The organism is Bradyrhizobium sp. LMG 9283, from assembly GCF_045571415.1.
Classification (GTDB): domain Bacteria; phylum Pseudomonadota; class Alphaproteobacteria; order Rhizobiales; family Xanthobacteraceae; genus Bradyrhizobium.
Window position 1 is genome coordinate 1,656,359 of the sequence record NZ_CP120691.1, and the last position, 24,366, is coordinate 1,680,724.

The window sequence follows — 24,366 nt, forward strand, 5'->3', positions numbered from 1 at the left end:
TGTTTTGTTTTGGCTAGCCGAAACGCCCGCCCCGCTGGATCACCTCGATCTTGTAGCCGTCGGGGTCTAAGACGAAGAAGAAGCGCGCCAGCGTGCTGCCATCGTGCTTGAAGTCGCGCAGCGGCCCCGGTGCGAGCTTCTCGCGCTCGAATCGGGCATGTTCCGTGTCGAGATCCTCAACCACGACGGCGAGGTGTCCGTATCCGTCGCCCAGCGTGTAAGGCTCCTTGCGATCGAAATTGACGGTCAGCTCGACCTCGAACGGCGAAGACGGATGGCGCAGGTAGATCAGGGCGAAGTCGGAGAACTTCAGGTGATCGGCGACCTCGAGCCCAAAAGCCCGCTTGTAGAAGTCCAGCGATTTTTCTTCATCGAGCACGCGGATCACGGAGTGAACCGGTTTTTCCATTCAGTTGAACTCCTTGAGATAGGCGATGATCGCCGCGCGGATTTCCGGTTTGGACTGTCGATAGGCCATCACCGCACCCGGAATCATCGCCTGCGGATTGGTCAGCCAGGCATCGAGCCTGGTGCCATCCCAGACGAAGTCTGCTTTGGCGAACCCGTCCGAGTAGCGAAATCCGTCCGCTTTGCCAGCGGGCCGCCCGACGATCTGTAAAGCGATGGTCCCTGTCGGACCGGATCAGACAGGTTCGTGGTATGGCAGGTGGCACATTGCTGCTTGAACAGTGGTGGGCCGTCAGGAGGCCTGGCGGCGGGCAACGGCATCTGGGCGCTGGCCCTGTGCGCGGCAAGCAACGCGCTGCAAAGGCCGGCTGCCATTCCTTTTATCGAGCGCTGCTTGGCCATCGATCCTCCCTGACGATCGAGGACTCTAGATGACGCCGATTCAGGTTTGGTAGTAACGGGTTATTTCATCTGAGGTGAATGACGTCCTTAGCACTGCACTGCAGCAGCTGTTGCTTCGATCGAAGAGTGGCTGTTGGCTGCTCGAAGCAAATCCACTGGCATGAAAAATGCTGAGGCTCGATCGCCGATGGCGGAACCGAAGTTCGCCGGGGAGACGGAGGAGATGATGAGAGCCCAAGTATTGAGAGTGTATGACGAGAAACTTTCCAGCGACCGGTGGGTCAGCGAAGAGAAAGTGCCTGATCCGAAGCTGACGAAATCAACAGACGTCATCGTCCGCATCGGTGGTGCGGGCGTGTGTAGGACCGACCTTCATATCATCGAAGGCGTCTGGAAGCCCCACATGGATCCGACCGGTGACAAACTGCTACCCATCATCATGGGACACGAAAATGCAGGCTGGATCGAAGAGGTTGGCAACGAAGTCGAGGGACTGAAGAAGGGCGATCCGGTCATCGTCCATCCAAAAATCACGGGCGGCACATGTCTCGCCTGTCGCCGAGGCTTCGACATGCACGGTCCTGGCACGTTTCCGGGGCTTGATTGCAACGGCGGCTATGCAGAATTCCTTTGCACCTCGGAGCGCAATATCGTACCACTGCCGCGGACTCTCGCGCCAAAGGATGTCGCGCCATACGCGGATGCGGGCCTCACGGCCTATCGCGCAGTCAAGAAGGCCACGCGTCACCTCTTGCCGGGCGAATTCTGCGTCGTAATCGGTGCGGGTGGCTTAGGCCACATCGGGATCCAGTGCCTCAAGGCAATGTGCGCAGCCGATGTTATCGTCGTCGACAAGTCCGAGGCATCGCTGAAACTGGCAGAAAAGTCAGGCGCTGACCACTTGGTCAAGGCTGACGGCAACGAAGTGGCGACCGTTTTGGCGCTGACTTCCGGAAACGGCGCGGAAGCGGTGATCGATTTCGTCGGGGAGAAAGGCACGACTTCCAAGGGGTTGGCGCGAATCACTCGCGGAGAGGGCATCCGCGTTCAAGCGTTTCTCGATTGCACGATGATGTAGGTGGCGATCGTGCGACGGCATCCGGTACGCGGCGAATTGCCGAGAGTCATCGGCGCTCGGCTATGACGACGCGACACTCCGTAAATCATCGGGCAGGCGAACAATCGCGCCGATCTCTGAATGATACTGATCACCGAGAATTGCAGTTTCCTGGCGAGTGGCGAGGGCAGGGCCGGCTGCGGGGCGTCTGACACTCGGAAATCATGGGAAACAACATTCTGGGCGGTTTGCCGCGCATGAACGTTGAATGACCAGGCCGGCCTTATCTCGGCGTAGCCCCGCAATACATCCTCCTCGAACCAGGTGCTCCATGTCGATCAGCTACGTTAACTCTTCCTCTTCCTCGGCCGGATTGCCGCAACCTACCGCGTCCACGCAATCCACTAGCTCTACCAATTCGACGTCGCCGTCGTCATCAGAGTCGTCGTCCTCCACTGGGGCCTCCAGTAGTGCGTCCGGTGGCGGTGGCTCGTCATCTAAGACTGTCGTCAGCGAGGTCTCTTTCACCATCGACGGCGTCACTACGACGACCATTACGTATTCCGACGGAACCGCTGAGACCGAGACATCGGGCAGCTCCACCAAGGAAAGCTCGTCCGGAAGCGCTCTGGCAAGAGCAGCCCGAGCCTCAGCAGCGCGAGCGACAGTCAGGCCGCGAAGGCCTACAACGCGCAAGGTCTCGCGAGGGCACTTACAGGCAGTTCATCTAGCCCGAGTTCAGGGACCTGAAGGCTGCGAGAATCATCTTCTGCTCGCTTCGTGCCGCCGAACAGGTCGGGATAGTAGACTTCGAAGATGTGAAGTACCGACAGCCGGCGTGCCGAATCGTGAGCTGTTGTCATTGAAGATGTCTCCAGTCAGCGGGCAAGAAGGGCCGCCACGAACGTGCTGGCTAGCGTGATCAGGAAGATCACGCCGCGAGGCAGCGCCGGCAGCATCGGCTGAGCGGCACAGCCGCGGCCCGGGCCCAGATGATCCCGTGCGGCATGGATTGAGCTTGAATTCCAAACCAGGCGGTTACACGATCGCTGGCGCGGGAGATCCGCGAGAGGGCACCCGAAAAAAACGCCGGACAGCAGCCCCTGATTAAGATAGTCAACTTCCACTCGCTAGAGGCAAACGTCGAAGCTGCTAAGCGTAGAGCCTACTTCCAGGCCAATTCTCGAAAGGTTTTCTTGACAACATAGACTTTTCGCGACCTCAAGTGCCGTCAGAGAACACAGGCACTGCTCGCGTGCAATCTGCGCCGAACCACTTTGGCGCGCGGACGCGGCTAACCTTCAACGCTCATCCGATCCTCGCCCAATCCAAATCCATCGATTTCTGTAACCAAGTATTTCGCAAGAGCGCTTCATCCGTCTACGAAGCGGTTATCCAGCACGTCTCTCGCGAGCGTCGACTACAGAGTCACTAAAAGGGAGCGACTTGATATCAAGTGCATCCGCTTATCTTGTGGAGTTCGCCTGTCCTCCGCCCCAAAACAGCCCCGTCAAGCGAAACAAGCTGAGACAAATGATAACGCGTTAAGACTTGATCAGCTGACATCAGACACAAACCGCGCATCGAACTGGCCGATCGCGTCTCCTTGTCTCGCGGATCTGCGGTCCGCCGCGTCCGCTCCCGACGATGGTCCAAAGGGAACAACCGCCAGAACGACGAGAACTGGAAGCCAGTGCCTGTAAGCACGCACCCATGGTCTGACGTCGCCCTGCATAGCGATTATCCTTTACATCTCATCCTTGGAGGGCATCACGGGTTCCTCGCAGGAGCACGTGACGACCAACGGGAATTGAACGCTGCAGGTCATGCGTTCAGGCGCCTCTAAAGCAGCTGAAACAAAATTGAAATCAGCGGCATACGAGGAAAAAGAACGCCAATATTCCCCGGCGGCAGGCATCGAACCGATGGCTTGTAATGCCAGCGTTGCTTTGCTTGACGAATCCGCCTCCGCACCAATACCAACGGAGGCTGCAGCGATCAGACAAAGTTCGGGCGAAAGGTGCTGCGAGAACATGGAGGCTTGCCTGCGATCTCGAACGCATGTTGGAGAATCGGTGATGCCCGGATCGGTAGCTTCAGTCGTGGCTACTATCCGCATTCGAGAGCAGCAGGCGGACGCGAAGGCCCCTCGGTTCATTGTCGAGCAGCAGCAACGTTCCGCCATGCGCGGCCACGATCGCTTGCGCGATCGAGAGACCGAGGCCAAAACCCGTCGTCTCGTCCATGGTGCGGGCTTCCTCTCCGCGCATAAAGGGCTCCAGCATCGCGGCCTTCCTTTCGTCGGGAATGCCGGGCCCGTCGTCGGAAACGTCGATGACGAGCCGGTCCCCCTCCGCCAGTAGCGCGACGTCGATGTTGGCGCCGAAGCGCGTTGCATTCTCGACGAGGTTGGTGACCGCGCGGATGATTTCGCCGGGCCGTAGCATGAAGGCGGCCCGGTCCGGACCGGAATAGGTCACGGCAAATCCGAAATCCGAAAACTGCTCGCAAACCATTTGAAGCAGCGCCGCGACGTCCACCAGTGTCGGCTTGATCGGACTTTCGCTGCGCAGGAGCGACAGCACCGATTCCAGCATCGACTGCATCTGGTCCAGGTCGCGCACGGTCTGCGCGCGTTGCGCCGGATCCTCGATATATTCCGAGCGCAGCCGCAGGCGCGTGATCGGCGTGCGCAGGTCATGGCTGATGGCCGCCAGCATGCGCGTCCTGTCGTTCATTAGCGCGCTGATGCGATCGCGCATCCGGTTGAGTGCTCTTGCCGCGGATCTGATCTCCTCCGGCCCGTTTTCGGTCAGGGGCGCGGAGGACCGGCTCAGGCTGAACTCCTCCGCTGCGCGCGCGAAGGCCGATAGCGGCGAGGAGAGCGCGCGGCCGGCCCAGACGCCCAGCAGCGTTAAGCTCGCCACGAGAAACAGCAGCGTCGAGGTCCAGAGGCCGCTGACGAAGCCCGGCATCTTGGGCGATCCGATCCTGGCTTCGAGCACGTCCTCGCCCGGGAGGTGGAACCAGACGCGCTCGTCGTCCGCGCCGCTGCCGCGAATGAGTTCGGCTCTGACCCTAAGCCCGGACAGGATGGTCAGGGGTGTCCGCATCGACTGTGGCGCCGCGGAGGCCGAGGCGCCGTCTCGCAATTGGAGTCTGAGCGGTGGAAAGGTTCGGCTAACGCTATCGAGGACGAGCGCACGCTCGGCTTTTGGCGTGTTGGCGATGATCCGCACGATCAGCTCGATCTGCTCCAGCGGCGTGTCCGCCAGCAGCTTTGGCTGGTCGAGGAGAAAATAGCCAGCGATCAGGACGTGGATCAGAACCAGCGATCCCAGGATCAAGGCGGCGATCTGGCCGCTGATCCGCCTGAAGCTGAAGAGTGACAGAATGTCGGCGGTACGGTTCATGCTTCCTCCACCACCGGCGTGAAGACGTAACCGCCGATGCGGACGGTCTTGATCATGGACGCGCCTTCCGTCCGGTCGAGCTTGCGTGAGTCGGCTGACCAGCACGTCGATGCTGCGGCCGAAGTTTCCGCCGGGACGACCGCGCGTCATGCTCAGCAAATTGTCGCGGGTGAGAATGCGTCCTGCGCGCTCGCAGAAGGCCTGCAGCAGATCGAACTCGGCACTGGTCAGCGGCACCTGCGCGCCTTGCGGGTCGCGCAACTCGCGCAAGCGGAGATCGATGGTCCACTCGTGGAATTTGAGGCGTTCGGGGGGGAAGCCGGCGGTGAGGCCGTTCGATCGCCGTCGCAGCACGGCATTGATCCTCGCGAGAAGTTCGCGCGGGTTGAACGGCTTGGGTAGATAATCGTCGGCGCCCATTTCGAGGCCGAGGATCCGGTCGAGATCCTCGCCCTTAGCGGTGAGGATGATGATCGGCGTCGTGGAGTCGATCCGCAGACGGCGGCAGAGGCTGAGGCCGTCCTCGCCCGGCAGCATCAGGTCGAGCACGATCAGGTCGACCCGGTCCTTCGAGAGATAGCGGTCCATCTCCCTACCGTTCGCGACTGCATCGACCGAGAACTGGTGATCGCGCAGATAACGCGAGATCAGGTCGCGGGTCTGCTTGTCGTCCTCGACGATCAGGATGTTCGGGCTGCCTTTGGTCATGGTTGAAATCGCATGGGGGCCGCCGGTCGTTGGCCGGTTTGCGGACGAATGTCCCGTTCGAAGCACTACGGTCATGGGCAATCCTAGAGTCAGTCGCGGCTCAGCGCCACTACGGGGTCGAGGAAGGCGGCGCGGCGGGCGGGGAAGAAGCCGAAGGCGACCCCGATCCCGGTCGAGGTCAGGAACGCCGCACCGATCGAGAACATCGAATAGCTGACCTGGAATCCCGGCGCCGCGATGTTGATGGCGACGCCGAGCAGGACTGCGATGAGAATGCCGGCGATGCCGCCGATCGACGAGATCAGGGTCGCCTCGACCAGGAATTGCTGGAGGATGTCGCTGCGCCGGGCGCCGACCGCCATGCGCACGCCGATCTCGCTGATTCGCTCCGAGACAGACACCAGCATGATGTTCATCACGCCGATGCCGCCGACGACCAGCGAAATCACCGCGATCGCCGCCACGAGGAAGGCGAGGGTTTGCGTCGTGCTGGTGATGGTGCGGCGGATATCGTCGGTATTGAGGATGACGAAATCCTTGGTGTTGTGCCGCTGCCTCAGTAGCGTGGTGACCGCGTCCTGCGCCAGCGTGGTCGAGATCTCGTCGCTGATCCGCAGCAGGATGCTGCGTAGTGAACGATCGCCCGTGAACTGGGCCTGCACGGTGGTGTAGGGCAGGTAGACCGACAGATTCTGGTTCGAGCCGAACCCGCCCTGCTGCTGGGCGATCACTCCGACGATGCGGCACGGCACCTTGCCGAGCCAGATCACGCGGCCGATTCCCGAGGTCAGGTCATCGGCGAAGAAGGTCTTGCGGGTGTTGTCGTCGATGACGGCCTGCCGGTCGATGTTGCGGACCGCGTCGGAATCGAACAGGCGTCCCTTCGCGAGCTTGGCGCCTTTGACCTGGAAGTAACTCTCGCCGACGCCGTTCACCAGCACGTTGGACTCGTTGCCGCGATATCGCACAGTCGTGCTGGTCGAAACCGTCGGGGTCACCCCTGCAATAAAGTCTTGCCGGTCGAGTGCACGGGCGTCGTCCAGCACTAGCGTCTTGATCTTGCTGGCCCGCGCGTCGCCGAAATCCTTGCCTGGAAATACCTCGATCGTATTGGTGCCGAGGCTCGAAATGTCGGAGAGCACCTTACGCTGGGACGCGTTGCCGAGCGCGACCACGGACGACACGGCGGCGATGCCGATGATGATGCCGAGCATGGTGAGGAAGGCGCGCAGCCGGTGCGCAGCCATGGCCACCAGAGCCATCCGTGAGGCCTCGCGCACGCGCCGGAAGTCGCCGGACCAGCCGGGAACGTCGTCCCACGACGTGCGGGACATGGCGATCGGCCGCTCCGGAGTGTCCGTCGGCTCGGTGCGGCGATCCGAGAGGATTTTGCCGTCCCGCAGCTCGATGACCCGCTCGGCTCGCGCGGCGACATCGGCATCGTGCGTGACGATGATGATCGTCCGTCCCTCGCGACGCAGCTCCTTCAGGATCTTGAGGACCTCCTCGCCGCTGCGCCGGTCGAGCGCGCCGGTGGGCTCGTCCGCCAGGATGACCTCGGCGCCGTTGATCAGCGCCCGTGCAATCGAGACACGTTGCTGCTGGCCGCCCGATAGCTGGTTCGGGCGATGGCCGCGCCGGTCGTTGACGCCGAGCCTTGCGAGAAGTTGCTCGGCGCGCGCGCGGCGCTCGCGGGCCTTCATCCCGGCATAGATGGCGGGGATCTCGACATTCTCGCCGGCCGAGATGTCGCCGAGCAGATGATAGCGCTGGAAGATGAAGCCGAAATGCTCGCGGCGCAGTGCCGCCAGTGCGTCGGCGTCGAGCTCGGAGACGTCCTGGCCGGCGACGCGATAGGTGCCGGATGTCGGGCGGTCGAGACAGCCGAGGATGTTGAGCAGCGTCGATTTGCCCGATCCGGACGAGCCGATGATCGCCACCATCTCGCCGCGCTGGATGCTCAGCGAGACGTCGTCGAGCGCAACCACGCTGGCCTCGCCGGCCGCGAACTCCCGCCGAACTTTCTCCAGCGCGATGATCGGATCGGTCATGTCAGGGACCTCCGGGCGCGCCGCCCGGCATGCCGCTCGATGCGGTCTGCTCGCTCGCCTCTCCGGTGACGACCCGCTCGCCCTCGTCGAGACCGGACCTGATCTCGACGGTGGTGCGGTCGTTCAGGCCGGTCTTGACCTCGCGTTCGCGGACGTCACCCGATGCGGCGAGCGTACGCACCGTGCTGCGCCCGTCGGACTGCCGCATCACCGCCAGCGCCGGGATCACCTTCACCCGTTTGGCCTCGCCGGTTACGATGTGCACCTCGGCGGTCATGTAGGTCCGCAGCGCAAGGTCCTTGTTTGGGACGTTGAAGACGCCGATGTAGTAGATCGCCGTGCTGGTCGAGCTCGAGGAGCTCGAGCTTGAGCTGGACGACGACGTCGTGGTCGAGGAGAAGCTGGCGTCGTTCTTGATCGACTCCGGCGCCGGCTCGATCTGCTCCAGCCGGGCCTCGTAGCGATGGTCCTGGTCGCCGAGAATAGTGAAGTAGAGCGATTGCCCGGGCCTGACTTTGATGATGTCGGCCTCGGAGATTTCCGCCCGCACCGTCATCGTCTCGAGCTGGCCGAGCACGACGATGGTCGGCGCGGATTGCACCGCGTTGACGGTCTGTCCCTCCTGGACCACGGTGGCCAGCACCGTGCCGTCGATCGGCGCGGTGATGCGGGTATATTCAAGGTTGACCCTGGCTGTTGCGACGCTGGCTTCGGCGCCGACGATCAACGCCTCCAGCGCGGCGATCTGGGCGCGGGTCTGGCGCACGGTCGAATCGGCGCTATCGAAATCGCTGCGCGATGTCGCGCGCTGGGCCAGGGTCGCCCGCTGACGCGCGAGGTTCGCTTCGGCCAGCACCAGCGCTGCCTCCTTCTCGTCCTTCTGCGCGCGATAGTTCTTCAGCGAGGCTTCCGAGCTGCGCAGATCGTTCTGCCTGGTGACAGGGTCGATCTGGGCGATGACGTCGCCGGCTTTGACGGTGTCGCCGACGCGGACGTTGAGCGTGGTAATCCGGCCCGACACCTGCGCGCCGACGGCGGTCAGCCGCGCCGGCTTGAGCGTGCCGCTGGCGAGTACCTCCTCGCGCAGGTCGCTGATAGTCACGGGTGCCGTGATGTAGGATCGCGCCTTGCTCGACGTCCCCGGGAAGCGCGAGGCCGCGACCACACCGGTGACAACGACCGCAGTGACCACAGCCGCGATCTTGACGCGCCTGACGGTGATGATCTCGGTCACTTCTGTTCCTCCCGGAAGTGCGGTCCGGTGTTGGAATCCACGATGATCGGCGTCGACACGTCGACCGGATCGGTCCAGCCGCCGCCGAGCGCCTTCGCCAGGGAAATGTAGTCCTTGGCCGCCGACACCTTGCTCTGGATCAGTGAATCCTCGGCCGAATAGAGCGAGCGTTCGGCGTCCAGCACGTCGATGAAGCTGGCGCTTCCGGTCTCGAACAGCGAGCGCGACAATTTCGCCGCTTCGCGATAGTTCTTGGCCGCCTCCGTCAGCTTGGCGGCGCGGACGCGTTCCTGCGACAACGACACCAGGGCATTCTCGACATCTTCAAGCGCGGTCAGCAGGGCTGAATGAAACGTGGCAAAGGCCTTGTCGCGTTGCGCTTCAGCGATCCTGACGGTGGCAAGGCGTTTACCGGCATCGAACACCGGCACGGTGACGGAAGGCCCGACCGACCAGCTCACGCTGGAATACTTGGCGAGATCGCCAACCCGCAGCGCGGATGTGCCGACCGAGCCGGTCAACGATACCGCCGGATAGCGGTCGGCCTCGGCCGCGCCGATCTTGGCGGTGGCCTGCGCCAGCTTGCGTTCGGCACTGGCGACGTCGGGACGGTTCGTCAGGAGATCGGCGGGTAGTCCCGTGGGCAAGGGCATGCGCGGTGCCGGCACGGGCGCGGACCGCGCCATCAGCGAAACGACGCCGTCGGGTGGACGGCCGAGCAGGATGCCGAGGCGGTGAATGTCGGCCGCGAGCGCGGCCTGATAGGTCGGAACGTTGGCCTCGGTGCTGGCGGCTTGCGCGGTGGCCTTGGCAAGATCGACGGCGTTGCCGCTGCCGGCCTCGTACTTGCTGCGCGTGAGTTTCTCGGTGTCGCGCTGCGAGACCGAAGTCCGCTGCGCCAGCGCGATCCGCGCCTGATAGCCGCGCGCGTCCACGTAATAAGCGGCGACGTCCCCGATTAGCGTGACGAGGCTGTCGCGCAGATCCTCCTCGGCGGATTGCGCACCGCGCACCGAGGCCTCGATGCCCCGCTGCGTGCCACCGAACAGGTCGAGTTCCCAGCTCGAGTCGAAGTTCGCCTGCTGAAGCGAGTAGGGCGCGCTATCGACGAGGATGGAGGAGGTGCCGGCGCTGGTCTTGTTGCTCGTCACCGAGGCCGTGCCGCTCACGGACGGAAACAGGCCTGCCGTCGTCTGTTGCAGCGTGGCGCGCGCCTCACGCACGGCCGCTTTTGCCTTCACGACGTCAGGGTTGGCCGCAACGGCTTCCTCGATCAGCTGGTTGAGCAGGGGATCGCGCAAGCGCAGCCACCAGCGATCGAGCGTGCCGGCGTCCCGATGCGGAGCGGCGTTGCTGCTCCAGTGCGCGGGCAAGGCCAGCCCAGGCGGGCCGCCATAATCCGGGCCGACCGCGCACCCAGCCAGGGGGCTGCCCAGCATCAGCGCAACGCAGGCTGAGCCGGCGCGCAGCATGAGCCGGCGCAACGGCGCGGGCGTTGGACGATGGGCCTCCTCGGCAGATGGCAGGGGAATTGCGACGAACGGGTATGGCGGCATCAAATCGGCTGAAATCCATGGGCCTCGATCCGGAGGGAGCTCATGGCCCTCCGGGCGCAGGCGAGACAAGCCGCCACTAGCCGGCCGATCGTGGCCTTTCGGCAGCCGGAATGTTGCTGAATGTAAACAGATATTGCGGGACATCTCGGCGCCGCCGAAAGGGGCACGGTAGCCCCCGATGGAGCGAAAGAGTAATCTGAGAGCGTCGCAAAGACGCCGTGAAGAGAGGGTGGGCGCCACACTCCGCTCCCGTGCCCCGGACGTCGCGCAGCGCTCTAGCAGTGCGCTGCAGAGCCGGGGTCCCCTCTCGCGGCATTGTACCGTGCAAGCCTCTGGATCCCGGCTCTGCGAAGCAGCGCTTGGTGCTGCAGCGCGTCCGGGACAGAAAACGTACGCTCACCACGAAATCGGTATCCTCTGCGCAAATCCGCCCATGTCCGAATCCGGGCTCAGCGGCTGCCGGTCGAGCGGCCGGTTGTTGTTGCTGCGTGCGAACGAAGCACCGGGCGGAAAGGCATAGTCGGTGAACTTGCGATCGCCGGGAAGCACCTCGGTGCCGCCGTCCAGCCACGACCGCTTGCTCACATAGATGCGTGTATGCGGGCCGGATTGATAGGACTGGTTGGGGCCACGCGGGCCGTATTCATAGATGGCGTTTTGCGTCGCCGGTTGCCGATCGCGTTTGCCGGTGGTCGCGGCATGCGCGGTCAGAGTCGAGAGGAAAAAGGCGGCCAGCATCGTTCTGGTCATGACAAGCGAGCTCATCGGCGAATACCCCGTGCGAGTTGATGGCGCCGCCTCTCGCATCGGTCCCGAACCTTGTAAAGCATTCACGCGTTACTGAATGTTGTCGAATATCCGAGCGGGCGCGCCTGGTGTGTAGACGCTGCAATGGCGGCCATTCGCCGCCGCGCGGAGCCAGCAGACCGCCGCACTCCATGCGCGTGTGCGACGTGCGCGATCGATTGACCGCACGAAATTCAACGCGCAGAAACATGCGGTAACCTCAAAGCCACACCGCGGCCACAGCGCTCCCGTTTTCAGAGCACGTGAAGTGCTGCTGAGGTGTGGAATGTCGTTTTTGCGGGCCCGGCTGATCGCCGTGGCGATGAGTGCTGTATCGATTGCAAGTTCACTTCCGCCTGCACTGCTGCCGCAGCCGGCGGCCGCGCAGGCGACAGAGACGATCGTAGTCGAAGGCAACCGCCGGGTGGAGGCCGAGACGGTCCGCTCCTATTTCAGAGCCAGCCCCGGCACGCGCCTCGATCAATCCGCTATTGATGACGGGCTCAAGGCGTTGATCGCGACCGGTTTGTTTCAGGACGTGAAGATCAATCAGTCCGGCGGCCGCATCACCGTGTCGGTGGTCGAAAACGCCGTGATCGGCCGCATCGCCTTCGAGGGCAACAAGAAGATCAAGGACGAGCAGCTTTCGGCGGAAATCCAGTCCAAGGCACGCGGGACTTTCTCCCGCGCCATGGTGCAGTCCGATACGCTGCGCATCGCCGAGATCTACCGGCGCTCGGGCCGCTACGACGTCCACGTCACGCCCGAGATCATCGAGCAGCCGAGCAACCGCGTCGACCTCATTTTCACGATCGAGGAGGGCGTTAAGACCGGCGTGAAGTCGGTCGAGTTCATCGGCAACAACGCCTATTCGGCGGCGCGGCTGCGTGACGTGATCAAGACGCACGAAGGCAATCTGCTCAGCTTCCTCGGCAACAACGACATCTACGACCCCGACCGCATCGAGGCCGACCGCGACCTGATACGCCGCTTCTATCTCAAGAACGGCTTCGCTGACGCCCAGGTCGTGGCCGCGCTCACCGAATACGATCCGGAGAAGAAGGGCTTCAACGTCACCTTCAAGATCGAGGAGGGCCAGCAATATCGCGTCGGTTCGGTCGATTTCCGCTCCAGCATCGCCAATTTCGACGCGAGCTCGATGCGCTCCTATTCGCGCCTCGGTGTCGGCTCGCTCTACAACGTCGAATCGGTCGAGAAGTCGACCGAGGAGATGCAGATCGAGGCCTCGCGCCGTGGCTACGCCTTCGCCGTGGTGCGGCCGAGCGGCGACCGTAATTTCGAGGCGCATACCGTGTCTGTCGTGTTCAATATCGACGAGGGCCCGCGCACCTATATCGAGCGCATTAATCTCCGCGGCAACACCCGCACGCGGGACTACGTCATCCGCCGCGAGTTCGACATCTCGGAAGGAGATGCCTACAACCGCGCGCTGGTCGATCGCGCCGAGCGGCGGCTGAAGAACCTCGACTATTTCAAGAGCGTCAAGATCGTCACCGAGCCGGGGTCCTCCAGCGACCGCGTGATCCTGATCGTCGACATGGAAGAGAAATCGACCGGCGACTTCTCCATCTCTGGCGGCTATTCCACGTCCGACGGCGCGCTGGCAGAGGTCTCGGTCTCCGAGCGCAATTTGCTCGGCAAGGGACTCTACGCCAAAGCGTCGGTGAGCTACGGCCAGTATTCGCGTGGCGTCTCGCTGTCCTTCGTCGAGCCCTATCTGCTCGACTACCGGCTGGCGCTCGGGTTCGACACCTATTGGAAGCAGCAGAAATCAAATAGCTATACGAGCTACGGCGTGACGACGCTGGGCTTCTCGCCGCGCCTTGGCTTCGCGCTGCGCGAGGACCTCTCGCTCCAACTGCGTTATTCGCTGTATCAGCAGAGCATCACGCTCGCTAGCGCCTACAACAACTGCAACAACAACGCGTCAAACTCCTCGCTGGCCTTCAACCCGACGCCGGCCTACATCAAGAACGTTCTTGGCGGCGTCGACCCGACCAATGCCTCAGATTCCAGCGTCTATGGGTATGGCTGCTACGGTGACGGCGAGTCGAGCCTGCCGGTCCGGAAAGAGCTGGCGAACGGCGCGACCTGGACGTCGGCGCTCGGCTACACGCTGAACTACAACACGCTCGACAACACCAAGAACCCCACGGATGGGTTGCTGATCGACTTCCGTCAGGATTTCGCCGGTGTCGGCGGCGACGTCACCTATCTCAAGACCGCACTGGACACCAAGTACTACACCCCACTGGTGTCGGAGATCGTCAACGTGATCCACCTCCAGGGCGGTATCCTCAGCAAGATCGGCAACAACGATTTGCGCATGCTCGATCATTTCCAGATGGGCCCGAATCTCGTGCGCGGCTTCGCTTCCAACGGCATCGGTCCGCGCGACATCACCTACTACAATTACGGCGCCAGTGGTGATGCGCTCGGCGGCACGAAATACTGGGGCGCGTCGATGGAGTTGCAGATGCCGTTCTGGTTCCTGCCCAAGGAAGTCGGTTTGAAGGGCGCAGTCTACGCCGATGCCGGATCGCTCTGGGGCTACCAGGGCCCGACCTCATGGTCGGCCACCGGCGAAGTCAACACCAAGGCGTGCCCAACATGCGGACTGCAATATGACGACAGCAGTACGGTGCGATCGTCCGTCGGCGTCGGCCTGATCTGGGCCTCACCGTTCGGGCCGCTGCGCTTCGATTACGCCGTGCCGCTGACGAAGGGCAAATACGACACGGTTCAGGAGTTCAGGTTTGGGGGTGGCACTTCGTTCTAGTTGGAGGCCCGCCGCTGCCTGTCGGGAGAGGATCGCGTCAATCTAGGAGAGAGCCGCGAGCATTGGCAGGCCAACGAGATCCGGCGAAACCGAAACGCTCATTTGGACGTGGCAGAACTCGACGGCGGTCCGAGCATGACCGCCTTTATCGATAGTCATCGTGGAGAGTCTGGAGGCCAGGTGATGCGGAGGGTCTTGCCGATCGCCCCTGTCGAACGCCACGCTCACATGAGCAGGCGGGCGCCAGCATCGATGTCGATGCCAGTGTCCGAGAATGGGCACGCGGAGCTGCGCGACTGCGGCCTTGCCGTGCGCGGGCCGGACGATCGCGCTCGCGGCGCCGGAGCACTGCTTGGCGCTCCGCGCTGCCTCGTACCGCGTCGGCGGCCCTTAGTTCATCATCGCGAGCGCCGGACGCCGGCCTTCGCTGGACTCGATGATGCCGGGGAGGTCGGCGGCCTCGCCGGCGATCATGCCCGACATTTGCCAGAACAGGTACGCAAGGCGAGAGAACACGATCCGCTCGCGCTCGGCAGCAACGGTGCCGTCCGGGATCGTCACGGTCTCAAGGCCGACCACCTTCTTGAAGTCAGGCCAGATCATCATCGACTGCGCGATCACGGAATAACAGCGCGGATCCTCGTCGCGCTCGTCGGGCGCCGGCGGCAAGCCCGGATATTGCGTCGGCGCGACGTAGAATTTGTAGGCACCATAGCCGAGCCGGAGCAGGAATTTTTCCGGGACGGCGACGTCGGCGGCAAACGACACCAGCCGAGCGTCGCCCAGCACGTCGGCTTCGATCGCGCCAAGGTCGGACGCGCGCAGCGCCGAGCAGAAGGTGAGTCCGCGATTGTGTTCGCGAAGCAGAGTGGCCAGCGGCTGCTGCTGTTGCACGGTGTCGGTGAGCAGGATGATGGTCTTGAGCATCGCGAGGTGTCCGTTAGAGGAAGAGGTGGCGAGTGGTCTTGAGCGCTTCGTCGGAGCCGTGGGTCGCAAAGAAGTCGTTGGCTATGCACTGTCCCGGCGCGATCTCCAGGATGCGGTAGCGCGCCTGGGCGGCGGCTTCGCGGGCGGCGCCGACGTCGTCCTGCCAGGCGCAGAGGGACAGTTCGAGTCGGCCGTAGCCGCCGCAATTGGCGGCATAGGCGCCCGTCACGGCTTCCACGGTCGCAGCCACCGCGCCGGCATCGCTGGCCGAGACGTTGCGCAGGATCACGGCGATGCCATTGCCGGTTTCGGCTTTCGACGTCATCACCATGAAGGCGTCGCGGGAGCCGGTACGTCCGGCGCGGCGGGCTGCGCGCGCGATGCCGGCAAAGCCGGGATCGGGACCGAGCTCCAGCGTCGTCGTCTGCTGGTCGTGCAGGATCGTGGCACGCATCGCGCCGAGGTCACCCTTCAGCGCGTGGTAGTAGCGCGGCAGCCATATGGTGTCGAGAGGCACCTGTGATGACGTCAGGCTCCAGGCCTGGTCGAGCAGATAGCCCTCCCAAATCGCAGGATAGGACGCGGCGAGTTGCTGCCACGCGCGCAGCATCATCTCCGCCGCCTTGGTGCGGCCGAAATAGAGCGTACGCGCCGACATCTCCCAGCCATTCCACTTGTGCAATGCTACGTCGCAGCAGAGGAAGGACGGCAGCAGCGGCGCCTCGCGCAGCACCGCGCTGGCTTCGACGAACAGCAGCGGCTCGCGATACTTGTTCCACATTCGCATCATGAACTCGGCCTTCTCGAAGCAGAGGATGCGGTCGCTGAGCTGGGTGTCGATCGGCTCGATGTGGCAGGCGAGGTCAAATCGCGCGAGCGAATGCCGGAGCGCGAAGGCAGCGGTCGCGTCGCCGCCGCGCGGGTAGCAGGAGACGATACGCGGGCGGACGGTGGATGAATCGGCGGCGGCGAGGAATTTCGACCAGCCGATGCCGCCCCACCACATTTCGTGCGGGCCGTGCACGCCGCAGGGGCCGACCGTGCCGAACTCGGTCAGCTTGGACTTCAAGAAGTCGAAGCCGGGGTTCTCGCTTCTGGGAATGACGACGGCGCAGCCGGGCGTTAGCGAGCGGTAGAACAGCTCGGCCGCCGCGCCGCTTGGCGGCTCCCTGAGAATGATGACGCCGTTGCGCCGACCCTCGCCGACGCCATCGAGCGTCGGTGCACCGTACTGGCTGACCAGCCAAGCCAGACGGCCGCGCTGGGCCTCGCCGAGCCGGATGCCGCCGGATCGCAGTAGCCGATCAAGATTCGCGTAGGTCTCGTCCGTCAATTCCGTGCCCCTCGTGCCGCCCCTTGGACTTCAACGGTCCGGACGGCGCGATCAGGCGCGCTATTTGGTGCCGGATCGGAGCGGCGTAATCGCCACGGAGTAGACCGCAATGTCCTGCGTCATCGGGGCGACCGGAATCAGGAGGCAGCTGTCCTCGCTCTCGGTGCGATAATGGCTGCCGGTCCGCTGCAGACCGGCGAAGATCAGGCTCTCCAACGCAAGGTCGGTGACGTCCTGGCTCTCGGCTGCGTCGCGAACGTCGTCGTCCTGCTGCACCGTCACGCCGTGAAGAAGGCCATCGGGCGCGAATGTCGCCAGCGGCAGTGCGATCATCGTCACCGCCATGCTCCGCGACAGGGGAATGCGCAGGCGCAGCTCGCCGAGCCCGTTGTGGTGAACCGTCACCGTCTCCAGCGTCGCTTCGCCATTCCCGCGAAACAGTCCGACCTGGACTTGACCGCAGGGCCTCTCCTCGAAGACGTCGGCCGGCAGGCGGTTGGCGCCGAACAGCGTATACAAATAGGCGTGGGATGGCGATAGCTGAGCAAAGCTGCCCGCCAGCCACATCGGTGGCGCAAGCGCCGTGCAGGCGGCGGAGAGGCCGCGCGCGGTGATCTGGCTACGGATAAAACCGCCGTCGATCATCGGTGCCAGCGCATGCGTGCCGAGATTGACGTCGTGCTTCAATCCGCCGAGCAATGTTAGCTCATCGTGATCCGGCAGGAGCAAAAGGCGGGCCAGTGTGGCCGCGCACCAGCGCGCGGCGACCGCCGGATCGGCATAGGGATCAAGGCGGAAGTCCAGCGCGACGTCTTTGGCGCTCTCGGCAAAGGCGAGGACCCCGGCCTGGATCTCGGCGGCGAGCGCGATCTGCTCCGGTGGCCGTGGATTGATCTCACGCAGGACTCCGCCGCCATGATAGTCGCATACCGACTCGTCAGCCGAGCAGCAGATTTGCTCGAGCAGCGCGACGTTGCGGATCAGTATGCGCTTGACGTGGGGCGTGACCACGAGGTCCGAGATGAATCCCTCGGCGCTATCCTGATCGGCGATGTCATCGAAGGCGTCGTCGAGCGATATCAGGTAGGCGCCGTGGAGCCGGATATTGATGCCCTCGATGTCGAACACACGACGGAGCGCCTTCTGAACGCTACCGGAATAGCCGAGATCGGCGAGCATAAGGTCGGTACATTCGTCGAAGCCGGGAATGGCATTCCGGAGATAGGCAAGCAGCCGTGCGCGCAAGCCGGCGGCGAGCGCGACGATCTCCGGCGGATCCATCAGTCCGGGAAGCGCCTCGGCGAGCTCCTCGCCGGTGGCGATGCCGCCGGGACAGCCAGCAAAGAAGGCTGCGACCTTCGGCGGCATGATCTTTATGATGTCACCGAAGGTCGGCCCGTCGATCTTGAAGATCTTGCTGAGAAGGTCGACGATCGGCTGCATCGTGCCGGCGGATGCGATCAGGCTGACGCGGCGGTTGATCTCGAGATAGGCCGAGGTCTTGCCGTGCAGATCTTGCCAGACGCGATGCGACAGAAAACCATCGCGGCCGAGAAAGCCGAGGGCGACCTGCCGGCCGGGGCCGGAAACGTCCTCGCAGCGCCGCGCCACGAACGCATCGTAGGCGGTCATCACCGGACCGAGCACGGTCAGACCGAGGTGGAAGGGCAGAGATTTCTCGGCGCCGCGAGCGGCGACCATGCGCCGCAGCGTTCGCGCACCGTGATCGAGCCGCGATGGCGCGCCCGTGCAGAACAGCTCGAACAACGTCGTCTCGCGCTGGAATCTGGAGGCGAGCTGGGCCGTCGCCTGCGGATAATAGCGCGGTCGGATGCCGTGGCGCTTCGCGCCCTTGATGTCAGCCGTCTCGTTGTCGCCGACGTGAAAGGACGCGCCGGCGTCGATACCCTGCTCGAACAGGTACTTTGCGAATAGGGCCTCGCTCTTGCCGCTGCCGTGTTCGCACGAAGCGTAGAGGAAGTCCCAATCCAGCCCCGGGCGGCATGCGCGCAGCAGTCGCGCGAGCCGGTCGGAATCCCAGTAGGTGTCGGAGATGAATCCGACGCGGTGACCGGCACGCTTCTTGTCCAGATATTGCCGAAGCATGTCCGGGTTGGCACGACAGAGCTCGAGTTCCGCTGCGAACTCTGATTCGACGAGGTCGTTCAGATGGTGACGCGAAAGGCCGAAAAGCCTGAACGGAAAATAGAAATAGATTTCGTCGATGCGAATTTCGCTTGTGCCGCGCTTCTCCTTCGCGGTTTTTCGCGCGCGTGCTTCGGCCTGGATACGATGCTGAACGAAACTCGCAGAAATATTCGGACAAGTCCGTGAAATGCCGCAAAGCTCGTAAGTCCTTTCAAATACGCCATCCGGCGTCGTGCAGGCGCGCAGTAGAAATGTATCGAAAACATCGAACGACCAGGCAGAAACAATTTGCGCGCGCCGCTGCGCGTCGGCCGTTGCTATCGTCATGTGCAGATTTCCCGCCAATCAGATCAATTAACGCGCATCTTCACCGAGTCAGGCGCCACACGCGCGAAAAAAACTAACGCGCGATTCAAAAACGCGTTCGTCGCGACTGACAGATTCAAAAAAATCGCTAGGTTCGAAAAAGGTGATTCGGAAAAAATTGCCGAGTGAGAAAGTCGTCTCGCGTTCATTCACACTCGGAAACAATCCCTTCTCGATGCGCTCATGCGCGCGTCGCGTTCGATCACCTAGTGCCGCGTAATGTCAGCGTTTTCTCACTGCTACATCTGCTCAGAATGAATGACCCGCCATGGCGCGAGACGATGTGATGATTGCAGGCTTGATGCGCGAATGTCGTGCGCAGTCGGCAATTATTGCCCGATGCTCGGCAAAAGTGACCGGCTAACATCTTGAAAAACAACAAAAATTCTCCGCCTGGAATGTTTTGTCGCCGCGTTCAACGCCTGGAAGCCGCGTGGCATGTGCGCCCCCGGCGCTGCGGTTGGAGGTTGCGGGATGAATTACGCTGCTGATGTCTGGGCTCCCGCCGAGGCCGAGATCACGACGACGGCACCGGTCGACGCGATAGTGGGGGTGACGCCGTCGATACCGCTTGTGCCGGACAGTGCACCTGATACCGCCGATGTCGTATACGACGAGGACAGCGAGCTCCTGGACAGGCTCGCGACCGGCGATGAAGTCGCGTTCCGCCTGCTGGTCGAGCGTCACATCGATCGGGCCTACGCGATCGCGCTGCGGATCGTGGGAAATGCGGCGGATGCCGAAGACGTGGTGCAGGACACCATGCTCAAGATCTGGAGCCATCGCGGACGCTGGCAACACGGCCGTGCCAAATTCTCGACCTGGCTCTACCGCGTCATCTCCAACCGCTGCATCGACCTCAGGCGCAAGCCGCGCAACGAGAATGTCGAGACGGTGCCGGAAGTCGCCGACGCCCAGCCCGGCGCCGTCGAGATCATCGAGCGCAACGAGCTGAACGACATGCTGGAGCTCGCGATGCAGCGCCTGCCCGAGCAGCAGCGCATCGCGGTGATCTTTTCGTACCATGAGAACATGAGCAACGGTGAGATCGCCCAGGTGATGGACACGACAGTGGCGGCGGTCGAGTCGCTGCTCAAGCGCGGACGCCAGCAGCTTCGACGGCTGCTGCGTAAGCACGAACGCGACATCCGCACCGCGTTTACCGATCGCTAACCATAAAATCGGCCTGCGAAAATTTTCGCGCCTGATCTCTCTGCGCTCCCCCGTTTGAGCCAACGGACGGGGCTGCGGTCTGCGTCGTCAATTTTCTTCAACGATGCGGCACGCTTGCCCATCAGCACAGGAGCTTCCAATGCCTGCAATCAACACCAACACCGCCGCTAACTCCGCGGTCCGCTACCTCAACATCAATTCCGCGCAGGAAAGCAGCTCGCTTTCGAAGCTGTCGAGCGGCTCGCGCATTACTTCGGCCTCCGACGACGCAGCGGGTCTTGCGATCTCCACCCGCATCTCCTCGGACGTTACCACGCTCCAGCAGGCCGCGACCAATGCTTCGCAGGCGACCGCGATCCTCCAGACCGCCGACGGCGGCGCCTCGAACATCTCCGACATCCTCGCGCGCATGAAGTCGCTGGCTTCAGAATCGTCCTCGGGCACCACGACCAATTCCAGCCGCAGCTACATCCAATCCGAATTCTCCCAGCTCAAGAGCGAAATCGATTCAATCGCGACTGGCACGCGCTACTCTGGCCAGAGCCTTCTGGATGGTACGAGCGTATTTTCCTCGGGCGTCTCCGTGTTGGTCGGCTCCTCCGGCTCCGACACCATCACCATCCAACTGTCGAGCCTGACGTCATCTTCGCTCGGGGTCGGCTCACTCGACGTCAGCACGCAATCAGGCGCGACCTCGGCGCTGACGACCCTGGATAGTGCGATCGACAGCGTGTCGGGCGCCCGCGCCAACATCGGCGCGCAGGAATCGCGGTTCAACTTCTCGTCAGACTCGATCTCGACCCAGACCCAGAACCTGCAGTCCGCGAATTCGGCGATCAAGGACGTGGACATCGCGTCCGAACAGGCCAAGCTGTCGTCGGCCGAAGTGAAGACCCAGGCCGCGGTATCGGCGGAGTCCGCGGCGAACCAGATGCCGCAGTACCTGCTCAAGCTCCTCAGCTAAGGCTGACCTGAACACCGTCATCCCGGGCCGACATGATATCGGCCCGGCCTCTCTGGGGTGGAGTGGATACCAACGTGACCAGCGTCAGTTCGAGCACCAGTAGCACGTCAACGGCCAGCTCGACCTCATCGAGCAGCACTTCGGTGACCACGACCGGCACCACGACCTCGACCAGTATCGACTGGAATGCGCTGATCACGTCTGCGGTAAATGCCAAGCTCACCCAAGCGACCACGATCTCGACCACGATCACCAACAACGAGGCCAAGGTCTCTGCCTACCAGAAGCTGCAGACCGATCTCTCCACGCTGTCGAGCGGGTTGTCCTCGCTCGCGACATCGGTCGTCAATTCGCTCGCGACAAACTCCTTCGCTACGCGTTCGGCGACTGTCAGCTCGACCGGCGACGTCAGCGCATCCTCCGCGCTTTCGATGTCCGTGAGCAATGGCGCGGCGACCGGCGACCACACGCTGACGATCAGCCAGGTCGCGACGGCGCAGAAGGTGGTCGGAACCTCGCAATCCAGCCAGACGAGCGCGCTCGGCTATTCCGGCACGTTCTCGCTTGGTCTCGGCAGCGGTAGCACCGCAGATATCACGGTCACCAGCACGATGTCGCTTCAGGACGTCGTCGACGCCATCAACGCGCAGACCTCGACCACGAACGTGCAGGCCTCTATCGTCCAGGTGTCGAGCGGGTCGTACGAGATGGTGCTGTCGGGCACCCAGGATGCCGCCGACATCAGCTATTCCACCACGTCCGGCGATGACATCCTGAACAAGCTGGGCGTGACCGACAGCACCGGCGCGTTTGCCGACGTGCTGCAGACGTCCCAGGCGGCAAAATTCGCACTCGATGGCATCTCGATGACGCGGGATACCAACGATATCACTGACGTGCTGACCGGCGTGACCTTCAATCTGCTGCAGGCGACGCCGAGCGGATCTACTCTGAACATCAGTGTCGGGACAGATACCAGCCAGATCGAAACGGCGGTCCAGAATCTTGTCACCAACTACAACACCTTTCGCGATGCGGTGATCGCTCAGCAGGCGACGGCCTCGGACGGCACGGCGGATTCGAGCGCGGTGCTGTTCGGCGACGGCACCATGCGCGACATCATGGATTCGCTTCAGAACGCGCTTAACAGCACGGTGGGCGGCTTGACCATGGCCGACCTTGGCCTGTCCTTCAACGAGAAGAACGAGCTCGAGCTCGACACCTCGACGCTGTCCAACGTGCTCAGCACCAATCTGAGCGGCGTCACCACGCTGCTCTCCGCGCAGACTAAAACCTCGTCGAGCCAGCTCAGCGTCGTCAACACAGGTACCTCGCCGCAATCGTTCGCGCTCGACCTTACGGTGGATTCGTCCGGGAATCTCACTTCCGCCTCGGTCGGGGGCGATTCGTCGCTGTTCACCGTGAGCGGCACGACGATCATCGGTGCGGCCGGAACCGCCTATGCCGGCATGGCGTTCACCTATTCGGGCTCGACTTCGCAGTCGATCACGGTGACCTCGACGCAGGGCATCGCCACGCAGCTCTACCAGCTGTCCAAATCCTATTCGTCGAGCTCCGGCTCGCTGCAGACGCTGATCACGAACCTGACCGATCGTGACACGCAGCTTCAGCAGAAGGTTGACGACATCGATAGTGCCGCGTCCGCCTATAAGTCGCAGTTGCAAACGCAGTACGCGAAATATCAGTCCGCGATTTCGAGCGCAAATAACACGCTCACTTATCTCAAGGCCCTGCTCAACTCCAGTTCGAGTAATTGATGATGCATAATCCGATGGCATACTTGGCCAACCAGGCCTATCGCGGCACAGCGACCACCGTGCCGCCGCTGAAGGCGGTCTCGATGCTGCTTGGCGGCTCGGTCACCTTCCTCCAGAAATCGCTGGCGGCTCAGGAAGCGCGGCGCTTCGAGGAGGGGCACGAATATCTGCTGAAGGCGACCGCGATCCTCCGCGGGCTTAGCCATAATCTCGATTTCACCAAGGGCGGGGTGGTGGCCGAGCGGCTATTCCAGACCTACAACAGCCTGATCGTGGCGAGCCACAGGGCGTTCGGCCGGCCGCGCGCCCGCGAAAGTTTTCGGCGGATCATCGCCGCCGTGACTGAGCTGCGGGAGGCTTGGGAGTACGTCGATACAACAGTGCGGGCTGGCAAAACCGCCCCGGCCGATTCGGCCCGCACGGGCTGAACCGCGGGGGCGTTGGGCCCTACGAAACCTGCCGGCGATCACTTGTCCTGCTGTTTGGGCCTGGTTCCGTAGTGGCCGGGGCGGTTTTGGCGCGCAAAGCCGCTGAAATCCGGTTTCCGCCGCACCTGCAATGCTTTATGACGGGCCTGACCGAGGCGGGATCGGCAGGCGATGGACGTCACCGAGTTTGAGGAACTGATCGACCGGCTGGGCGAGGATCTCTCCCTCTGGCCCGACGACAGGCGCTTGCCTGCGCAAGAGCTGCTGGCGCAGTCTGCCGCCGCGCAGGCCTTGCTGGATGAAGCGCGCGCCTTGCGGCAGGCGCTCACCGCGCCTCCGGTCCGCGCCCCCCAGGGCCTCGCCGACCGCATCGTCGCCGCCGCTGCAAAGATGAAGAGCGACCCCGCCGAGCCGCGCACCGAAGGCGAGACGGCCGAGAGCTGAACGGCTCTTCCTCTATGCCATAACGGAACGCGTCACTTTTTCGCCTCTCCCCGCTTGCTGGGAGAGGCCGGAATTCTGGCGTAGCTTGGATTCCGGGTGAGGCCGGACTCTCCGGGAATCCAAATCTCACCTTCTGCGCGGAGACTCTCCCTCACCCCAACCATCGCCCCGCAAGCGGGGAGAGGGGGCGCAGCGCAGTTGCTGCAACAATCCGGCTGAAAACTCATCGCTGTTCTAGCTCTCACACACGGCAGATTCTGCCGTGTCGAAAGCCATATTCGAACGCGCGAATCCTCGCCTGAATCCGCGCGTCCACGCGTTTCATCAGCACACAGATTTCAAGTGCAGCCGATCGGCATCCCGTCGGTGGCAGCGCAGGAAACCGGAGTT

General features: G+C 63.0%; 19 protein-coding genes and 2 pseudogenes. 7 read left to right on the forward strand and 14 right to left on the reverse strand.

Annotated elements, in window-relative coordinates:
- Positions 1-13: 13 nt before the first annotated feature.
- Positions 14-409 carry a VOC family protein gene (locus tag P6U29_RS07820; RefSeq protein WP_407117055.1) on the reverse strand — a complete coding sequence of 132 codons (396 nt, stop codon included), beginning with the start codon at positions 407-409 and terminating at the stop codon, positions 14-16.
- Positions 410-729, reverse strand: a pseudogene (locus tag P6U29_RS07825) (c-type cytochrome). It lies immediately after the preceding gene.
- A gap of 241 nt (positions 730-970) precedes the next feature.
- Here P6U29_RS07825 and P6U29_RS07830 point away from each other — a divergent pair.
- Positions 971-1,888 (forward strand): NAD(P)-dependent alcohol dehydrogenase, encoded by a 918-nt coding sequence (locus P6U29_RS07830; RefSeq protein WP_407117056.1) that lies wholly within the window; start codon positions 971-973, stop codon positions 1,886-1,888.
- Positions 1,889-2,209: 321 nt separating this feature from the next.
- Here P6U29_RS07830 and P6U29_RS07835 read toward each other — a convergent pair whose 3' ends face one another.
- The 8 genes and pseudogenes from P6U29_RS07835 to P6U29_RS07870 all read right to left on the reverse strand — a co-directional run bounded on the left by P6U29_RS07835 (position 2,210) and on the right by P6U29_RS07870 (position 11,594).
- Positions 2,210-2,473: a hypothetical protein gene (locus P6U29_RS07835; protein ID WP_407117057.1), complete on the reverse strand. Its 264-nt coding sequence runs from the start codon at positions 2,471-2,473 to the stop codon at positions 2,210-2,212.
- 1,141 nt (positions 2,474-3,614) lie between these two features.
- Positions 3,615-3,902: a hypothetical protein gene (locus P6U29_RS07840; protein WP_407117058.1), complete on the reverse strand. Its 288-nt coding sequence runs from the start codon at positions 3,900-3,902 to the stop codon at positions 3,615-3,617.
- A gap of 61 nt (positions 3,903-3,963) precedes the next feature.
- Entirely contained in the window at positions 3,964-5,280 is a 1,317-nt protein-coding gene (locus P6U29_RS07845) for an ATP-binding protein (RefSeq protein WP_407119270.1), read from the reverse strand.
- Positions 5,281-5,427: 147 nt separating this feature from the next.
- A pseudogene (locus tag P6U29_RS07850) lies at positions 5,428-6,063 on the reverse strand (response regulator); the annotation flags it as partial.
- A 14-nt stretch (positions 6,064-6,077) separates the two neighbouring features.
- The gene (locus tag P6U29_RS07855; RefSeq protein ID WP_407117059.1) at positions 6,078-8,039 is read right to left on the reverse strand and encodes a MacB family efflux pump subunit; all 1,962 of its coding nucleotides are present in this window, start codon (positions 8,037-8,039) and stop codon (positions 6,078-6,080) included.
- Between the two features lies 1 nt (position 8,040).
- Positions 8,041-9,273, reverse strand: a complete 1,233-nt coding sequence (locus tag P6U29_RS07860) for an efflux RND transporter periplasmic adaptor subunit (RefSeq protein ID WP_407117060.1) — start codon at positions 9,271-9,273, stop codon at positions 8,041-8,043.
- The gene (locus P6U29_RS07865) at positions 9,270-10,745 is read right to left on the reverse strand and encodes an efflux transporter outer membrane subunit (protein WP_407119271.1); all 1,476 of its coding nucleotides are present in this window, start codon (positions 10,743-10,745) and stop codon (positions 9,270-9,272) included. Before P6U29_RS07865 ends, P6U29_RS07860 begins: the two co-directional genes overlap by 4 nt.
- 480 nt (positions 10,746-11,225) lie before the next feature.
- Positions 11,226-11,594, reverse strand: coding sequence for a hypothetical protein (locus tag P6U29_RS07870; protein ID WP_407119272.1), 369 nt, complete (start codon positions 11,592-11,594; stop codon positions 11,226-11,228).
- A 307-nt stretch (positions 11,595-11,901) separates the two neighbouring features.
- On the opposite strand from P6U29_RS07870, the gene bamA reads away from it, so the two are divergent.
- Entirely contained in the window at positions 11,902-14,415 is a 2,514-nt protein-coding gene (gene bamA / locus P6U29_RS07875) for an outer membrane protein assembly factor BamA (protein WP_407117061.1), read from the forward strand.
- Between the two features lie 390 nt (positions 14,416-14,805).
- Here the strand turns inward: bamA and P6U29_RS07880 are convergent, their stop codons facing one another.
- Genes P6U29_RS07880 through P6U29_RS07890 form a run of 3 tightly spaced genes read right to left on the reverse strand, consistent with a single transcriptional unit; the run spans position 14,806 to position 19,150 of the window.
- Positions 14,806-15,342, reverse strand: coding sequence for a hypothetical protein (locus tag P6U29_RS07880; protein WP_407117062.1), 537 nt, complete (start codon positions 15,340-15,342; stop codon positions 14,806-14,808).
- 13 nt (positions 15,343-15,355) lie between these two features.
- Positions 15,356-16,675, reverse strand: coding sequence for a hypothetical protein (locus P6U29_RS07885; protein WP_407117063.1), 1,320 nt, complete (start codon positions 16,673-16,675; stop codon positions 15,356-15,358).
- Positions 16,676-16,735: 60 nt separating this feature from the next.
- Entirely contained in the window at positions 16,736-19,150 is a 2,415-nt protein-coding gene (locus tag P6U29_RS07890) for a hypothetical protein (RefSeq protein ID WP_407117064.1), read from the reverse strand.
- Between the two features lie 513 nt (positions 19,151-19,663).
- Here P6U29_RS07890 and P6U29_RS07895 point away from each other — a divergent pair.
- Together P6U29_RS07895 and P6U29_RS07900 are read left to right on the forward strand one after the other, a co-directional pair.
- The gene (locus P6U29_RS07895) at positions 19,664-20,362 is read left to right on the forward strand and encodes an RNA polymerase sigma factor (RefSeq protein WP_407117065.1); all 699 of its coding nucleotides are present in this window, start codon (positions 19,664-19,666) and stop codon (positions 20,360-20,362) included.
- Positions 20,363-20,501: 139 nt separating this feature from the next.
- Entirely contained in the window at positions 20,502-21,326 is an 825-nt protein-coding gene (locus P6U29_RS07900; protein WP_407117066.1) for a flagellin, read from the forward strand.
- On the opposite strand, the gene P6U29_RS07905 is transcribed toward P6U29_RS07900, so the two are convergent.
- Positions 21,319-21,477, reverse strand: coding sequence for a hypothetical protein (locus P6U29_RS07905; RefSeq protein ID WP_407119626.1), 159 nt, complete (start codon positions 21,475-21,477; stop codon positions 21,319-21,321). The two genes, P6U29_RS07900 and P6U29_RS07905, sit on opposite strands and share 8 nt — an antisense overlap.
- Between P6U29_RS07905 and fliD the strand changes: the two genes are divergently transcribed.
- The 3 genes from fliD (at position 21,401) to P6U29_RS07920 (ending at position 23,976) form a co-directional block, all read left to right on the forward strand.
- On the forward strand, positions 21,401-23,104 hold the full coding sequence (fliD, locus tag P6U29_RS07910) for a flagellar filament capping protein FliD (RefSeq protein WP_407117067.1): 1,704 nt from the start codon (positions 21,401-21,403) through the stop codon (positions 23,102-23,104). The genes P6U29_RS07905 and fliD overlap by 77 nt on opposite strands.
- Positions 23,104-23,532: a flagellar export chaperone FliS gene (fliS, locus tag P6U29_RS07915; protein WP_407117068.1), complete on the forward strand. Its 429-nt coding sequence runs from the start codon at positions 23,104-23,106 to the stop codon at positions 23,530-23,532. The genes fliD and fliS overlap by 1 nt, the downstream gene beginning before the upstream one ends.
- Positions 23,533-23,703: 171 nt before the next feature.
- On the forward strand, positions 23,704-23,976 hold the full coding sequence (locus P6U29_RS07920; protein ID WP_407117069.1) for a hypothetical protein: 273 nt from the start codon (positions 23,704-23,706) through the stop codon (positions 23,974-23,976).
- Positions 23,977-24,366 lie beyond the last annotated feature (390 nt).

What these genes read in the sequence shown, in the direction of transcription:
- P6U29_RS07820 (WP_407117055.1), bottom strand. Translation starts at nt 409, where the DNA reads ATGGAAAAACCGGTTCACTCCGTGATCCGCGTGCTCGATGAAGAAAAA.
- P6U29_RS07830 (WP_407117056.1), top strand. Translation starts at nt 971, where the DNA reads ATGAAAAATGCTGAGGCTCGATCGCCGATGGCGGAACCGAAGTTCGCC.
- P6U29_RS07840 (WP_407117058.1), bottom strand. Translation starts at nt 3,902, where the DNA reads ATGTTCTCGCAGCACCTTTCGCCCGAACTTTGTCTGATCGCTGCAGCC.
- P6U29_RS07845 (WP_407119270.1), bottom strand. Translation starts at nt 5,280, where the DNA reads ATGAACCGTACCGCCGACATTCTGTCACTCTTCAGCTTCAGGCGGATC.
- P6U29_RS07855 (WP_407117059.1), bottom strand. Translation starts at nt 8,039, where the DNA reads ATGACCGATCCGATCATCGCGCTGGAGAAAGTTCGGCGGGAGTTCGCG.
- P6U29_RS07865 (WP_407119271.1), bottom strand. Translation starts at nt 10,745, where the DNA reads ATGCTGCGCGCCGGCTCAGCCTGCGTTGCGCTGATGCTGGGCAGCCCC.
- P6U29_RS07870 (WP_407119272.1), bottom strand. Translation starts at nt 11,594, where the DNA reads ATGAGCTCGCTTGTCATGACCAGAACGATGCTGGCCGCCTTTTTCCTC.
- bamA (WP_407117061.1), top strand. Translation starts at nt 11,902, where the DNA reads ATGTCGTTTTTGCGGGCCCGGCTGATCGCCGTGGCGATGAGTGCTGTA.
- P6U29_RS07880 (WP_407117062.1), bottom strand. Translation starts at nt 15,342, where the DNA reads ATGCTCAAGACCATCATCCTGCTCACCGACACCGTGCAACAGCAGCAG.
- P6U29_RS07890 (WP_407117064.1), bottom strand. Translation starts at nt 19,150, where the DNA reads ATGACGATAGCAACGGCCGACGCGCAGCGGCGCGCGCAAATTGTTTCT.
- P6U29_RS07895 (WP_407117065.1), top strand. Translation starts at nt 19,664, where the DNA reads ATGAATTACGCTGCTGATGTCTGGGCTCCCGCCGAGGCCGAGATCACG.
- P6U29_RS07900 (WP_407117066.1), top strand. Translation starts at nt 20,502, where the DNA reads ATGCCTGCAATCAACACCAACACCGCCGCTAACTCCGCGGTCCGCTAC.
- fliS (WP_407117068.1), top strand. Translation starts at nt 23,104, where the DNA reads ATGATGCATAATCCGATGGCATACTTGGCCAACCAGGCCTATCGCGGC.
- P6U29_RS07920 (WP_407117069.1), top strand. Translation starts at nt 23,704, where the DNA reads ATGGACGTCACCGAGTTTGAGGAACTGATCGACCGGCTGGGCGAGGAT.